Here is a 15,166-nt window from a genome sequence, read left to right as displayed (position 1 = left end):
CCCGCCCCCCGCGAGACGACACGCGGCAGCCCCCGTCGGCCATCCCCACGGCCCGGACGGGCCGCCCGCAGCCAGATAGTTCGCCCGATACGGGCCCGCCGACATCGCGAACGCACCCGCCGGCGACGACCAGATCGTCCCCGTGGTGAACTCCTGCACCGACCCGCCGCCATTCGCAGCCACCGACACCGGAGCTGCCTTCGGCACGCCGAGGTTGGATGTCACGCCGCCCGCGGCCGACCAGACCGTCAGGAAGGGCGCTGCCAGCGGGACGGTTCCCGTCGCCGCCGAGTAGGTCAGTGTCCCCTTCTGGAACGTCTGCGCGTGTTTCCCGCTCGAGCTCTGCGAGTTCGCAGACGGGTAGCCGTATGGCCCACTCGGCCCACCGAGCGCGGCGTAGCCGGCGTCGAGTCCGGTGGGGACGATCCGCGACGCCGTCGATGGCGAGTAGTAGACGGTGCCGTACTGGAACTTCATCGAGCAGCCGCCGTCGAGCAGACCGCACGCCGCCGCCGCGACCGGCCAGCCCCAGCTGCCGCTCTCGCCGCCCGCCGCGTAGTAGTTCGTCCGGAACGCACCGTTCAGCATGCCGTAAGCGGTCGATGACCCGGTCTTGAGCCAGATCGTGCCGCCGGTGAACTGCTGGACGTAGCCGCCCCCATTTGCCGACGAGCGCACCGCCGCGCTCGTCGCATTGCCGATTCGGCCCGTCGCTCCACCGAGTCGGTTCCACTCCGTCGCGATCGCCCCCGTGACCGTGTAATCGGTCGACCCGAACCAGTCGGTGAAGTAGTTGTAGAAGTTCCGGTTGCCGTAGCTGGAGCATCCGTCACCCGTGCCGTAGCCGGCGGCCAGGGCGGCGGCGTTCGGCTGATACGGCGTGTAGTAGTAGAGGTTCGCGGTCGCCTGGTTCTGCACGAACACCGGCGATGAGCCGCACGCCCGGTTGGGGTTGTAGAGGATGTTCCACGTCTTGCCCGGCGCGTACCACGTGAAGTACTGGCTCGTGCTCGGCGGGTTCGCGTAGCGCTTCATCTGCCACGCTGCGCCGTAGACCTGGTTGAAGAAGCCGTAGTAGCGCGTGTCGCACGCGGCCGTGTCGGGGCAGCCCTGCCCCATCGCGATCGTGTACCGCCACTCGCTCGGCCACGTATGCGTGACGAGCCCCTGCTCCTTCTGAAGCGTGACGAGGATCACCTGCGGGTTGATGCCGCACGCCTGCGCGACCTTGTAGATGATGCGCGACGCGCGTTCGCGCACACCGCCGGAATACGCGCCGCACATCGCGTCCGCCGCTGTCGAGCGCGACGTGTCGTACCAGTCCTTCAGGCATGTGTAACCGGACTGGCAGCTCGGCACCTTGGCCTGGAGGAACGCCTGGATCTGAGCCTCGGTCATCGCGTTCCGGTTGAAGAACACCGCGTCGCTGATGATGTTCCCGGCGCGGAAGTTCGCGAGGTTCGCGGTCGTGCGGATACCGGCCGCAGCGGGCGCCGGATCGGCGGCCGCCGCGGGTGCCGCCGCGACGGACGCCGCCGCTGACGCGGCATCCGGCTGTGCCAGTGCGGCGCCCGTGGGCGTCGCGATCATCCCCGCCACTATCACCGATAGTGACGCCAACAGCGCAGCGAACTTCTGTCTGCGCTCGCGCGGGCCCCCCCGCCGCGGAGCGGTACTCATGTGAACAGTGTGTCGGAAGTGAAAGCGTTTGCCAACCTGAGATGGCGAATTCGTTCGGAAACGAGCGAATTCGGGACGCTACAGATCCGCGTGCAGCTGCCACACGCGATCGGCCGCCTCGCGCCAGGAGAACGCCCGCCCCCGGTCAGACGCCAGGACGGCGAAGCGCTCGGCGGATGCCGTCGAGGCGAGGGCTTCCGCGAGGGCCGCCGCGAGACCGTCGGCGAACGAGCCGGACCCATCCGGCTCGACGAGCGCCCCGCCGTCGACCACGACCTCGCGATGCACGTCGGTTCCCGCCGCCACGACCGGAACACCGAGCGCGAGCGCTTCGAGCACGCGCCACGGGAACGCCATGCGGCGCGACGGCGCCACGAGCGCGAGGGCCGCGCCGAACACCGCCGCCCGGTCGTGCGCCTGGAGCGCTCCGCGCACGTGCAGCAGGCGCTCCGGGAGCCCTGCGGCGGCGGCACGGTCGGCCAGGACCGGCTCCTCGCCGTCTCCCGCGTCGATCACGACGACGGGCACCTGGAGCTGCGAGCGCGCGACGGCGGCGAAGCCGTCGTCGAGACCGTCTGATTCCGCCGCACCGCCGGCCAGCAGCACGTAGCCCTCCGGCAACCCGAGTTCACGGCGTCGACCGACCTCGTCGGTGGGGACGGCGAACCCGGTCGGTGCGGCGCCGGCGATGACGCGGATGCGGTCACCCAGGGGCGCCGCCTCGGCGAGCCGCTCCCCCATCGAATGCGTCGGCACGACGACGGCGTCGGCGTGCTTGACCGCGCGCTTGAGCATCGCGCGCTGCCAGCCGGCCTCGGCCCGTGGCAGCTCGCCGGGGTGCGCCCAGGCCCGCAGGTCCCACACCGTGATGACGGTCTGGTCGTGGTCGTGCACGCGGTCGTGCTTCACGAGCGGCGCGAACATCGTCGGCGAGTGGACCATGCCCCCGCTGATGCCCGTCGGGATGCCGAGCTGCAGCGCCGCGGCGAGCTCTCGGCGGGGCAGCCCCGACCGCTGGATGCTCGCGACGCCCGGCACCTCCGCCTCGATGTCGCGCGACGGCCCGGAGGGCACGACGACCTCGACCTCGCACCCCGAGGGGGACGCGATCACGAGCGCGCGGGCGAGATCGCGGGAGGCTTCGGCGAGCGCGGCATCCGTGGGCGCCACGAGCTGATCGAGGATCACCCGCAACGTCGCCGTCATGGTGTCGAGAGTACCCGCGGCAGCGGGGATACAGCCGCAGGACCGGGTCAGTCGGCCGAGGGCGAAGGAGACGGCGGATGCAGCGCGTTGCGCACGAGCTCCTGGATGTATGCGAAGTCCGGCTCGTGCTCGTCGATCCCGCCCTCCGGGGTGAGCTCGATCGTGGTGACCGGCTGCTCCTTCGCCTTGAGCGCGAGCTCGACGAAGTACGGCAGGAGCGACTGCGGCAGATCGGTCTGCACGATGGCGGCGCCCGCGGTGGCGACGTCCTGGAAGCGCGTCAGCACCGTCTGCGGCGTGAACTGCTCGAGGATCGCCTGCTGCAGCTGGCGCTGGCGCTTCATGCGGTCGAAGTCGCTCGTCGTGTACCGCGAGCGGGCGTACCACTGCGCCGTGTCGCCGTCCATGTGCTGCGGGCCCGCCTCGATCCAGCCGATCGCCCACTCCTCGGCGGGCTGGCCCTGGTACGAGGGCCCGCCGCCCTTCGGCAGGCGCTGCTCGACGGTGATGTCGACACCGCCGAGCGCGTCGATGAGGGCCGCGAACCCGTGCATGTCGAGGAAGACGTAGTACGGGATCTCGATCCCGAGCACGCCCTCGGCGGCGTCCTTCGTCGCCTCGATCGCCGGGGCGGAGCCGTTCGCACGCGCGTCGGGGTAGAGCGCGTCGCCGTCCTGGCAGACCTCGACCTCGGTGCGCAGCTGGTTGATGCCGCTCCCCCATCCGCAGTTCGGGTCGGCGTGGCCCTGGTGTCCGTTCGGATAGCGGTCGCGCATCGGGCCCTCGGAGAACGGCACGTTGGGCATGTCGCGCGGGATGCCCGTGATCGTGACCGCGCCCGTGTCTGCGTTGACCGACACGACCGAGATCGAGTCGAAGCGCATCGAATCGCGTCCGTCGCCGCTGTCGGCGCCCAGCAGCAGGATGTTGTAGTAGCCGTCCGACGGCGGCACCGGCGGCCCGCTCGCGCCGAAGACGAGCCCGATCGTGTCGCGCAGCACGCCCGCGGAGTTCGCCGCGTACGCGGCGACGCCTCCCGAGACGACGAGGAGCACGACCGAGAGACCTGCGATGCCGAACCGTGCGCCCGGGCGGGTCTTGACAAGCCGCACGAGCCGCAGGGTGTCGAACGTCAGCACCACCCACAGCACGATGTACGCGATGAGCAGGACCTGCGCCGCGAGCAGAGCGAACCAGTTCGTGGCGATCGTGATGAACACCTGCTGCCACAGCAGCGCGCACAGGCCGCCGAGGATCACGACGGTCCACATCAGGAGCGTCGCGGCGAGCCCGAGACGCCCGAGCCTGCGGTTGCCCGCGAGGATCTGCGCGGATCCGGGAAGCAGGAAGTTGAGCAGGACCAGCCACCAGCCACGACGCGTCATCATCGCGCGCGACGACGCGTCGGGGTGGCGCAGCGGCCTCTCCTCGACGACACGGGCCGGCGGAGGGGCAGCAGTCGCACGCGGAGGGCTCATGACGCTCACAGCGCCTCCTTGAGCCGCCGGTTCTTCTCCTCGACCTGCTGCTCGAGCTCGCGCGCATACGCCTCGACCCGGTCAGCGGTCGCCGCATCCGATGTTCCGAGGATGCGGACGGCGAGCAGCCCCGCGTTCTTGGCCCCGTTGATCGACACGGTGGCGACGGGGATCCCGGCGGGCATCTGCACGATGCTGAGCAGGGAGTCGAGCCCGTCGAGCGTCGCGAGCTGCACCGGCACGCCGATGACGGGTACGGACGTCACGGACGCGAGCATGCCCGGGAGGTGTGCGGCGCCGCCGGCGCCGGCGATGATGACGCGGATGCCGCGCTCACGCGCCTCGCGGCCGTAGCGCATGAGCTTGTCGGGCGTGCGGTGGGCGGAGACCACCTCGACCTCGTGCGGGATGACGAAGTCGCTCAGCACCTGAGACGCGTCGCTCATGACGCGCCAGTCCGAATCGGAGCCCATGACGACCCCGACGAGGGGCGCATCGGAGGAATGCAGGGGTCGGGTCACCCGACCAGGCTATTGGCGATGGCTGGAAGAACCCCGCAACGGCGCGGGATTTGCGGCGTGCGTCGCCGATCAGTCCGCGAAGTGCTCCGCTGCGGCCCGCGCCTCGTATGCGACGTCGTCGAGGTCGTCCCCCGCGACGTTGATGTGGCCGACCTTGCGGCCCGGACGCGGATCTTTGCCATAGGTGTGGATCTTCGCCGTCGGGTGCTCGGCCATCGCGGACGCGAACCGCTCGTCGATCGAGGCTTTCTGGGGCCCGCCGAGGATGTTGACCATGACCGACCACGCGGCCAGCGGCGAGGGGTCGCCGAGCGGAAGGTCGAGCACGGCGCGCAGGTGCTGCTCGAACTGGCTCGTGACGGCGCCGTCCTGCGTCCAGTGGCCGCTGTTGTGGGGGCGCATCGCGAGCTCGTTGACCAGCACCCGCTCGTCGATCGTCTCGAAGAGCTCGACCGCGAGCATGCCGGTGACGTCCAGGCCCTCGGCGATCCCGACGCCGATCGACGCGGCGACCTCGTCGAGGCGCTCGGGCGAATGCGGCGCGGGTGCGACGACCTCGGCGCACACGCCGTCGCGCTGCACAGTCTCGACGACGGGGTACGTGCGCACCTCGCCGGAGGGGCGGCGCGCGACCTGCTGGGCGAGCTCGCGGCGGAAGTCGACGAGCTCCTCGACGAGCAGCGCGCCGCCGCGGGCGTCCTCGGCGAGGGTCGCGAACCAGTCCTCGGCCTCGGTCGCCGAGCGCACGACGCGCACGCCCTTGCCGTCGTAGCCGCCGCGCGGCGTCTTCACGACCGCAGCGCCGTCGTGCGCGTCGAGGAACTCCTGCAGACCGGCGGCGCTCGTGACGGCGGCCCACTCCGGCTGGGGCATGCCGAGCTCGTCGAGCCGGGCGCGCATCGCGAGCTTGTCCTGCGCGAATCGCAGCGCCCCGGGCCCCGGCCGCACCGCGATGCCCTCGTCGACGAGGACGGCGAGCACCTCCTGCGGCACGTGCTCGTGGTCGAACGTGAGCACGTCGACGTCGCGCGCGAACGCGAGCACCGTGTCGGCGTCGCGATAGTCGCCGACCGCCGTCGCGGCGAGGGCGGCGGCCATGCCGGGCTGCTCGGCGAGAACGCGCAGCTCGACGCCGAGCTCGACGGCGGGGGCGATCATCATGCGGGCGAGCTGTCCGCCGCCGACGACTCCGACTCGAAGCGCCATGGGGTTCCTTTCGACCCACCCATCATTCCAGGCGGCCCGTCGTGCGACGGGCCGGGTGATGCGGATGCCGCGTCAGCCGCGCTCGGGAGGCGAGTCGGGTGCGAGCGGCAGGGGCTGAGCATCGCGGTGCGCGAGGATCTGGTTGACCTCGACCTGATCGACGAGGACCTCGTGCACGAGCTCGGCACTGGGGATGTCGACCATGCGGAGCGGTTCGTCCACGCCGTTCGAGAGCGTCAGGGTGCCGGCGCCCCACATGCGCTGCAGGATCCCGCGACGCAGGTCGATCGAGTAGCCGCGCACGTGTTCGAGCTCGCGGGTCGCGCGGCGGAACAGTCCCCTGCGGGCGATCACGCGACGCGTCGTGATGAGGTACGTGCGCGACCACCACGCGGCGAAGGGGAGCACGACGGCGACGAGGAGGATCGCGGCGGCGGCGAGCAGCAGCATCCAGTTCTGGAACGGCGCCGGCAGGTTGCCGTAGAAGTAGCCCACGGCTCCCGCGACCGCGATGAGGACCAGGGCCGACCAGAAGAGCCGGCGGGCGTGCCCGCGGAAGCGCGCGACTCGGAGCTCGGGAGTCGGCGCGCCCGGGGCGGGGGTGATGGGCCTCCCGCCGTACCCGATCGGCTGCGTCATGCCTCCATTCTCCCGGCACCGCCCCGCTGGGACGGCATTTCACGCGTGATCCCGCGTAACCTCGCGTCGCGCAGCGGGACGGTCAGCGCACGTGCACGACGTCGCCCGCGGCGACCGCGGTCTCGGTGAGACCGGTCACCACCACGAGCCGACCATCGGGATCGATGCGCTGCGCACGCCCCTCGAGCGTCGTACCGCCGGGCAGGGAGACCGCGACCTCGCGTCCGAGTGTCGCGCAAAGCGCCTCGACCTCGGCGAGGACGCCCGCGCCGGCGGCGTCGCCGTGCGCCGTCTCGAGCGCGCGGAGCTGCTCGTCGAGCGCGGTGAGGTAGTCGGCGAGGAGACGGTCCTCGTCCGCCTCGAGCCCCGCGATCGCGAACGAGGTCGCGGTCGGAACCGGGAGCTGCTCCGCCGTCATGCGCGTGTTGACACCGGCGCCGACGACGACGGCATCCGGATGCCCCGGCACCACCTCCGCGAGGATCCCGCACAGCTTCGCGCCGTCGAGCAGCACGTCGTTGGGCCACTTGACGCGCGCGTCGTGTCCCGCGCCGACTACCTGCGCCGCCACCGCTCGCGCCATCGCAGCGCCCGCCACGAGGGGGATCCACCCGCGGCTGCGCGTCGGCAGCGCGCCCACGCGCACGAGCACCGATACCGCGAGGCCCGAGCCGGGCGGCGCCACCCACGACCGGTCGAGCCGGCCCCTGCCCGAGCGCTGGTCGTCGGTGACGATCACCGAGAGATGCGGCCATTCCTTCGGAGCATCCGCGGCGGCGTGCGCGAGGTCGGCGTTCGTCGACCCGGTCGACACCAGGACTTCGAGCCGTGCTGCGACCGATTCGGTGAGTGGGTAGGCGTTCGGTGCAGCCGTCATGGGGTCACACTACCGACGGCTCACCGGTTCTTCAGGCCCGTGTACGACACCCAGAGCTTCCGCTGGCCCCACTGGATCTGGTACCACATCCGCTGCGCGTCGAGCACCTGTATCAGCACGCCTGCGGGGATCGTCGTGACGATGGCGCCGTTGGGCGACGCGCGCAGCAACGAGGGCGTACGCGTGACCATCTGGTGAATCGGATACGTCGCGGCGGCCCCGAATGCCCCGTTGAAGTGCGTGTAGACGGTGCGCGAGACGGCGCGGAGCGCCTCCTGCGGCGGGCCGTTGTCGCCGATGATCGAGATGATGTAGCTGTAGCGCGTCCCATTGACGATCGCCGTGTCGGCCTGGAGCAGGCCGGATGTCAGCCACAGCGCGCCCGGCTTGCTCGCCTGCCCGATCCCGGGCGGAATGCCCGAGGCGATGCGAGAGCGCCAGATCTGCGAGCGCATGAGGATGATCAGATGGTCGGCCCACTTCTTCGACAGGATCGAACGGTTCGCCAGCCGCTGCATCATCCAGGTGATGTCGTTGGTCGAGGTGCGGTTTCCTGCGTACAGGACGCTCACCCCGGCGGGCACATTGCCGTAGTACGTGTTCGTGAACCCCGCGTCCCGGATCATCTGGTTGATCCGGGGGATCCCGATCCAGTGCACGACGTCGGTGTGACAGTAATTGTCGGAGACGTGGATCATGAACTGGATGCACAGGCCGAGCGATATGCCGGACGGCAGCCGGGTGTTGATCGTCGCGCGCCCCTGGTCGATCAGCTTCAAGGCAGCCCACGACGCGAAGATCTTCATCATGCTGGCGGGCTCCATGCGGGTGCCGCCTCCGATCTGAGCGATCTCGTTGAGACCGCCGATCTGCCGCACAGTCACGGTGTAGGTGCCCGGGTACTGGCTCAGTGTCGAGCGGATCGCCGACGTCAGGGCCGCCTGTCGATTGGACTTCTCCACCGTGCACGGCACGTTGTTCATCGCCGGTGCCATGAGCTTCTCCGTGTCGCCGAGCGCCAGCACACGCGCCCCGGAGGCAGAGATCTGAGCAGCGATCGCGTCCGCGATGCACTCTGGAAGCGAGTAGAACAGAGGCTGCCCGGTCGCCGCGGCGATGCCCGCCGCAACCGCGAGGTCGGAGGGCCGGGCGGGATTCACGACCAGGGACCTCTGCGGCGTGGACCCCGGCTCGGATGCGACGCGTGCCGACAGATGGTACGTACTGGAGTGGGTGAGCACGACGAAGTCGAACCCCGCCGCACGCAACGACGCCTCGTAACCCGCGCTCACGCGCGAGGTGCCTGCCACATGAACGATCCGGGTGGTGCCGACTGCACGCAGCGCGGCCAGGGTCGCCGGCTCGACGGCCGCCGCCTGACCGTTCACGATGAGCGTGCGCTTCCCGGCACGGGCGCCGGCCGCCGTCGCGAGCGGTGCGTCGTCGTGCGTGATGCCGCCGCTCAGATACACCGTGTCCGCGGCAACCGTCCCGGCCTCGAAGATCAGGCGCGCGGTGTCGCTTGCGGAATTGGAGCCGATGCGCTGGACGTTCGGCACGATCGACCGGACGCGATCGGCCACCGCCTCCGAGACGACCCCGGACCCGCCCACGATGTAGACGCTCGACGGCGCAAGGCGCTGGAGCTCGGCCCACACGTTCGCAGGCATCGCCGAGGGTTGCGTGAGGAGCAGCGCGCCTCCTGTGCTGGCGATGAGGGTGGCCGCGATCGTTCCCATGATCGGCGCCGAGCCGCCCGTCAGCACGACGACGTCCGACCCGTTCGGGAAGGTCGCGGTGGTGGCCGCGACGCTCGCGGTGTAGATGTTCGTGCTGAGGCTCACCCGAGTTCCCGCCGGTATCGTTCCGGGGGTGCCGGCCGCGAACAAGCGGGCGTCGGCGGACGGATCGTCAGGCTCCTCGTCCGGGTCGGCCTCCGGGGTCGGCTCCTCGGAAGGCACCGGCTCCGGAGTCTCGATCTCCGTCGGAGACGGATCGGGCGTCGGTGTGGGCTCGGTCGAGTCGCTCGGTGTCGGCGTCGATTCGCTCGGCTCAGGAGCCGGCGCTTCCGTCGAGTCGGGGGCGGGCGCCTCGTTCGAGACCGCGGAGCCCGACGCGGAGTCGTCTGCTCCTGCGGTCGCGGGCGCCACCTGCGCCAGGAGCACGACCGGGGTCAGCGCGATCGCGAGAAGTGCTCGCGACCACCACCTGCGCTGCCCCCGTGGATGAATCACTGCCTCCGACCATAACCCGGAGGCCGCGCGAGGGAAATGAGATCCCGATGAGAACGCAACGCGGCGCCGCATCCGTCTCTCCGCCGAATCGGACAGCGGATCGGACAGGCGCTTGTGCGATCCCTCCAACGGCGGCGCGAAACGCGCCGATAGGGTGGAACGCGTGACCGAAGCGCCCGACCTCTCCACGACTGCCGGCAAGATCGCAGACCTCCGTTCGCGCTACCAGGAAGCCGTGGTCGACGCCGAGAAGGCGGCGCAGCAGAAGCAGCACGCGAAGGGCAAGCTCACCGCCCGCGAGCGCATCGAGCTCCTGGTCGACCCGGGCAGCTTCGTCGAGCTCGACGAGTACGTGCGCCACCGCACGACCGCGTTCGGCATGGACAAATCGCGCCCCTACGGCGACTCCGTCGTCACGGGCGTCGCGACGATCCACGGGCGCACGGTGGCCGTCTACGCGCAGGACTTCTCGACCTTCGGCGGCTCGCTCGGCGAGGTCGCGGGCGACAAGATCATCAAGGTCATGGAGTTCGCCCTCCGGAACGGCATCCCCGTCGTGGGCATGCTCGACTCCGGCGGTGCGCGCATCCAGGAGGGCGTCGTCGCCCTCGGCAAGTACGGGGAGATCTTCCGCCTCAACACGCAGGCCTCGGGCGTCATCCCGCAGATCTCGATCGTCATGGGCCCCGCCGCGGGCGGCGCGGTGTACTCACCCGCGCTGACGGACTTCGTCGTGATGGTCGACAAGACGAGCCAGATGTTCGTCACCGGTCCCGACGTCATCAAGACGGTCACCGGCGAAGACGTCGGCATGGAGGAGCTCGGCGGCGCGCACACGCACAACACCCGCTCGGGCGTCGCGCACTACCTCGCCGAGGACGAGGACGACGCGATCGACTACGTTCGCACCCTCCTGGGCTTCCTCCCCGACAACAACATGTCGGAGCTGCCGGTCTACGAGACGGAGTTCGAGTTCGAGACGACGGATGCCGACCGCGCGCTCAACCACGTCGTGCCCGACTCCCCGAACCAGCCCTACGACATCCACCAGGTCATCCGCGGGATCGTCGACGGCGAGGACTTCCTCGAGGTGCAGCCGCTGTTCGCGCCCAACATCGTGATCGGGTTCGGACGCATCGAGGGCAGGTCCGTGGGGATCATCGCGAACCAGCCGTCGCAGATGGCCGGCACGCTCAACATCGACGCGGGCGAGAAGGCGAGCCGGTTCGTGCGGTTCTGCGACGCGTTCTCGATCCCGATCGTCACGCTCGTCGACGTCCCCGGCTACCTGCCGGGCACGGACCAGGAGTGGACGGGCGTCATCCGACGCGGAGCGAAGCTGCTCTACGCGTACGCCGAGGCGACGGTCCCGCTCGTCACGGTCATCCTGCGAAAGGCGTACGGCGGTGCCTACATCGTCATGGGCTCGAAGCAGCTCGGGGCCGACATCAACCTCGCATGGCCGACGGCCGAGATCGCGGTCATGGGCGGTCAGGGCGCCGTCAACATCCTCTACCGCGGCGAGATCAAGCGCGCCGCGGAGGCGGGCGAAGACGTCGCCGCCGTCCGCGCGCGGCTCGCGAAGGAGTACACGTACAACGTCGCCTCGCCGTTCCTCGCGGCCGAGCGCGGCGAGCTCGACGGCATCATCGAGCCGGCGCAGACCCGCGTCGCGATCGCGAAGGCGCTGCGGGCGCTGCGCGGCAAGCGCGCAAGCCTTCCGCCCAAGAAGCACGGGAACATTCCGCTGTGACCCTCGCAGAGCACGACGACCACGCGATCTCGGTGGAGGTGCTGCGCGGGCAGCCGACCGAGGACGAACTGGCGGCGCTCGTCGCGGTCGTCACCGAGGCGTACGCCGAGGAGGCGAGGCACGCGGTCGCCGAAGACCCACCGACGCGCTCGGCGTGGTCGGTCTCGCAGCGCGCCCTGCGCAGGCCGCTGCCGCGCGAGCTGGGATGGTCGCGCGCCCTGCCGTGCTGGCAGGGCTGACGCCCCGTGAAGCCTGGATTTGTCCCCCGAAATACCTACAGACGGGACACTTGACGGGTCGGATACTTGAAGTGCTGGAACGCTCTGCGTTCGGCTGACCTGCCCTCCGGTTCTCGGTGTCGGTCAGGTTCGGCCAGAGCGGACGGTTTTCGGGTAACCGTCCGCAGGCGAGGGGCGGGCGGCTTCGCCGCCCCTCGCCTCTTCTTCTCCGCTCCCCGCCCTGGCTCCCCTCCCCCGCCGGGACGGGGAGCGTGCTTGTCCCTGCGACAAGACGCGGGCCGAGCGCCGGATGCCGCGCCGGCTGCTACTCGCCTTCGCCCTCACCCTCGCCCGCTCGCGGCAGAGGGATCTCCTCCCACAGGTCGACGGCGTCCTCGTCGGACAGGCCCGCGCCCGCCGCGGAGCGGCCGACGACCGTGACCGCGACGCGCTCGTGCGGCGACGTGCGGATGTAGATGCGGTCGGAGCGCGCGGTGCGCAGCGTGTCGGCGAGCTGCGCGCGGATGATGGCGAGCGCGGACGTGTCGACGTCTTCGAGACCGCCCTCGTCGAGCACCGTCACGGTCGCGCCGCGTCGGCGCGCCCGCTCGAGCTCGGCGCGCACGGCGTCGTCGAGCAGTCGAGGACCGCGCATCTCGTCACGAAGGCGTCCTTCGGCGACACGCGCCTGCAGGCGCTCGTTCTCGTCGAGCTCCCCCGCCGTCGCGACGGCGCGCATGAGCACGGGGCCGGCGACGACGAGAGCGCGCTGCACCTGCACGCGTCGCTCGCGCTGCCGCACCGACTGCGATGCCTGCCACGCGGATGCCGCCCGCTGCAGCCCCGCGAGCCGCGACGTGTCGCGCGCGGCCCGGTCCATCGACAGGAGCAGCAGCTGCGCCGCCGCGACCCACACGGCGGAGCCGACGAGCCCGAGCGAGAGCGCGTCGATCGGGCCCATCCACACGATCGACCCGATCGCGAGCGCCGCGATCCCGGCCCACGCGACCCACGGGCGGCGCCGCACCATGACGATCACCATGAGCGCTCCGATGCCGCCGAGGTACCACGTCGCGAACGTCGCGGACCGCGATTGGGGCCCCACGGCGATCGACACCGCCGTCGGCACCGCGACCGCGCACACGAGCGCCGCCGTGGCCGCCCACGCGGGAAGCTTGACCGGTCCGCGCGGGCCCGCCGTGAGCGGGACGTCCTCATTGCCCGCGGGCCCGGATGCCTGCGCGGGGCGCGGCTCGAAGAAGATGCACAGCCACGTCACCACGAGATACACCGCGAACGTGATCACCATGAGCAGCGGCGACGGGACGGGCGCCGTCCAGACGAGTCCGCGCACCGCCAGGTAGGCGGTGAACGCGACTCCGAGCCCGGCGAGGACATTGCGCACGCTGATCATGCGAGGTCCTCCCCCGGCCATTCGAGCCGCACGCTCGTACCGGACGGTCCCGACGAGATGCTCGCGGTGCCGCCGACGGCGCCGACGCGCGCGATGATCGAGCCGCGGATGCCGAGGCGGTCGTCGGGTACGCGCTCCATGTCGAACCCTTTGCCCGTGTCGCGCACGTCGATGCGGAGCTTCGTGGGGTTGGCCGACGAGCTCACCTCGACGGTGAGCCCCGCGGCATCCGCGTGCTGGACCGAATTCGCGATCGCCTGTGTCGCCGCGAGCGAGAGCGCCCGCGCGACGCGGCCCGGGAGGGCGCCCGTCGCGGGATCGAGATCGTGTGCGACGGAGAGGTCGAGTCCGAGCTCGGCGGCGCCGTGCTCGATCTCCGCGACGATCACGGCGGCGTCCTTCGGGTCGTCCGTGCCCTCCTCCGAGCCGTGCTCGGTGTTCGCGAGCCTCGTGAGCGCCTCGCGCGCCATCGTCGACGCGAGGGCGCGCTCGCGCGGCGTGTGCGCCCGCTCCACCGCGATGAGCGCGGCCAGCACGCTGTCGTGCATGAGCGCGGCGACGGCGACGCGCTCCTGCTCCGCGGCATCCGCTGCGGCCGCCCGCGCATAGGACGAGACCGCGAGGGCGCGCGCCTCGTCGACATTCGACGCGACCGAGCGGAACACCCACCCGAGGGTCACGAGCACGCCGCCGAGGATCAGGGCGAACGACACGTCGAGCGCGATCGTGAACCACACGTCGAACGCGACGTCGACGACACCGGCCTGCAGCAGCCGCACCGCGCCGAACAGGAGCGGCACGAGCACGGTCCATGCGATCTGCCACGGCAGCGGGTATCCGAGGATCGCCGCGACCGTCGCGACATTCACGAGGTACCAGATCCATGGCTCCGTGGGCGACGTCACCGGCACACCCGCCGTCGCCGCGGGCCACAGCAGGAGGACCAGGCAGTACGAGATCGGGTAGAGGGCGGCGAACAGGCGAACGCCCCGACCGATCGCGCACGCGACGAGCATGACCGCGAGCGGCACGAACGCGAGGATCATGAGCGGCAGATGCCACCCGGCGATCTCCTCACTGGGCGCGAGCGCGTTGATGAAGGACTGGGTGCCGAGCACGAGGCATCCGAGTCCGATGACGAGGGAGATGACGCGCTCGATGCGCTGCCTCGTGAAGGAGCCGAAGCCCCCCGTCGTCTCGCGCGTCTGCGGGATGCGCCCCCAAGCCTCGTCGAGGGCGACTCCCGCCGCGTCAGCGGTCACGCGTTCCACCCGTGGTCGCGTCGTCTCCGGACTCCGAAAGGATCCCGTCCTCGAGCGCGCGGCGCAGCAGGTCGACCTTCGTCGGTGCGGGGCGTCCGACCTCCACGTACTTCACCCGCACGCGCGTGATGTTCTCCTTCGCGGTCGAGTACGCGACGCCGAGCCGATCGGCGACGACCTTGAGCGGCAGCCCGGCGGCGTACAGCCGCAGCACGTCGCGCTCGCGCGCCGAGAGCTGCGCGTCGGCGAAGGCGCGGTCGCCCTCGACGGCGCTCGCCCACTCGACGTTGTTGAGGGGCTCGCCGAACGCGACGGTGCGGATCGCCGCGATGACGTCGTCGATCGGCGACGCCTTGCTCACGACGCCCGCGGCCCCCGCGGCGAGCGCCTCGCGCACGGCCGCGGGACGGTCGGCGACGCTGTGGATGATGACACTCGAGCCGTCGCTCACGACGCGGCGGACGTTCTCGGTCACCGTCGTGCCGTCGCCGAGCGTGAGATCGAGCACCACGACGTCGGCGGGCGCGGAGCCGCTGAAGGTGCGCCAGTCGAGGTAGTCCGTCACGGTGCTGCCGGAGAAGACGACGGTCATGTCGGCATCCCGTGCGCAGGCCGCCTCGAGTCCGAGGCGGACGGATTCGTGGTCATCGATGAGCGCGACGCGCGTCATGGCGACAG

At 71.0% G+C, this 15,166-nt stretch carries 13 protein-coding genes; 2 read left to right on the top strand and 11 right to left on the bottom strand.

What is annotated here, in order from left to right; translation table 11 throughout:
* The 8 genes from VNR19_RS01955 to VNR19_RS01920 form a co-directional block, all read right to left on the bottom strand.
* A partial coding sequence (locus VNR19_RS01955; RefSeq protein ID WP_414684110.1) for an LGFP repeat-containing protein occupies positions 1 to 1,590 on the bottom strand: 1,590 nt, incomplete at its 3' end.
* A gap of 168 nt (positions 1,591 to 1,758) precedes the next feature.
* Positions 1,759 to 2,886, bottom strand: coding sequence for a glycosyltransferase (locus VNR19_RS01950; protein WP_325034594.1), 1,128 nt, complete (start codon positions 2,884 to 2,886; stop codon positions 1,759 to 1,761).
* A 47-nt stretch (positions 2,887 to 2,933) separates the two neighbouring features.
* Entirely contained in the window at positions 2,934 to 4,373 is a 1,440-nt protein-coding gene (locus tag VNR19_RS01945) for an LCP family protein (RefSeq protein WP_325723359.1), read from the bottom strand.
* Positions 4,370 to 4,837 carry a 5-(carboxyamino)imidazole ribonucleotide mutase gene (gene purE, locus VNR19_RS01940; protein ID WP_325723363.1) on the bottom strand — a complete coding sequence of 156 codons (468 nt, stop codon included), beginning with the start codon at positions 4,835 to 4,837 and terminating at the stop codon, positions 4,370 to 4,372. Before purE ends, VNR19_RS01945 begins: the two co-directional genes overlap by 4 nt.
* A gap of 117 nt (positions 4,838 to 4,954) precedes the next feature.
* On the bottom strand, positions 4,955 to 6,091 hold the full coding sequence (locus VNR19_RS01935) for a 5-(carboxyamino)imidazole ribonucleotide synthase (protein ID WP_325034592.1): 1,137 nt from the start codon (positions 6,089 to 6,091) through the stop codon (positions 4,955 to 4,957).
* 72 nt (positions 6,092 to 6,163) lie between these two features.
* Positions 6,164 to 6,730 (bottom strand): PH domain-containing protein, encoded by a 567-nt coding sequence (locus tag VNR19_RS01930; protein WP_325034591.1) that lies wholly within the window; start codon positions 6,728 to 6,730, stop codon positions 6,164 to 6,166.
* Between the two features lie 82 nt (positions 6,731 to 6,812).
* On the bottom strand, positions 6,813 to 7,607 hold the full coding sequence (locus VNR19_RS01925; protein WP_325723356.1) for a biotin--[acetyl-CoA-carboxylase] ligase: 795 nt from the start codon (positions 7,605 to 7,607) through the stop codon (positions 6,813 to 6,815).
* Positions 7,608 to 7,627: 20 nt separating this feature from the next.
* A complete protein-coding gene (locus VNR19_RS01920) occupies positions 7,628 to 9,841 on the bottom strand; it encodes a serine hydrolase (RefSeq protein ID WP_325723354.1) in 2,214 nt (737 codons plus the stop codon).
* Positions 9,842 to 9,995: 154 nt separating this feature from the next.
* Here VNR19_RS01920 and VNR19_RS01915 point away from each other — a divergent pair, with 154 nt between their 5' ends.
* Together VNR19_RS01915 and VNR19_RS01910 are read left to right on the top strand one after the other, a co-directional pair.
* Positions 9,996 to 11,594, top strand: coding sequence for an acyl-CoA carboxylase subunit beta (locus VNR19_RS01915; RefSeq protein WP_414684109.1), 1,599 nt, complete (start codon positions 9,996 to 9,998; stop codon positions 11,592 to 11,594).
* On the top strand, positions 11,591 to 11,833 hold the full coding sequence (locus VNR19_RS01910; RefSeq protein ID WP_325032354.1) for an acyl-CoA carboxylase subunit epsilon: 243 nt from the start codon (positions 11,591 to 11,593) through the stop codon (positions 11,831 to 11,833). Before VNR19_RS01915 ends, VNR19_RS01910 begins: the two co-directional genes overlap by 4 nt.
* A gap of 304 nt (positions 11,834 to 12,137) precedes the next feature.
* Here VNR19_RS01910 and VNR19_RS01905 read toward each other — a convergent pair whose 3' ends face one another.
* From VNR19_RS01905 to VNR19_RS01895, 3 genes are read right to left on the bottom strand one after another with little or no spacing between them, the layout of a single operon-like run.
* Complete coding sequence (locus VNR19_RS01905; protein WP_325032355.1) at positions 12,138 to 13,226, bottom strand: hypothetical protein; 1,089 nt, start codon at positions 13,224 to 13,226, stop codon at positions 12,138 to 12,140.
* Positions 13,223 to 14,488: a sensor histidine kinase gene (locus tag VNR19_RS01900; protein WP_325723349.1), complete on the bottom strand. Its 1,266-nt coding sequence runs from the start codon at positions 14,486 to 14,488 to the stop codon at positions 13,223 to 13,225. The genes VNR19_RS01905 and VNR19_RS01900 overlap by 4 nt, the downstream gene beginning before the upstream one ends.
* The gene (locus VNR19_RS01895) at positions 14,478 to 15,158 is read right to left on the bottom strand and encodes a response regulator transcription factor (protein ID WP_325032357.1); all 681 of its coding nucleotides are present in this window, start codon (positions 15,156 to 15,158) and stop codon (positions 14,478 to 14,480) included. Before VNR19_RS01895 ends, VNR19_RS01900 begins: the two co-directional genes overlap by 11 nt.
* Positions 15,159 to 15,166: the final 8 nt, after the last annotated feature.

Source organism: Microbacterium sp. (assembly GCF_035556355.1).
GTDB lineage: Bacteria > Actinomycetota > Actinomycetes > Actinomycetales > Microbacteriaceae > Microbacterium.
The sequence above is the reverse complement of the archived record's forward strand: the minus strand, read 5'-3'. Positions and strand labels throughout refer to the sequence as shown.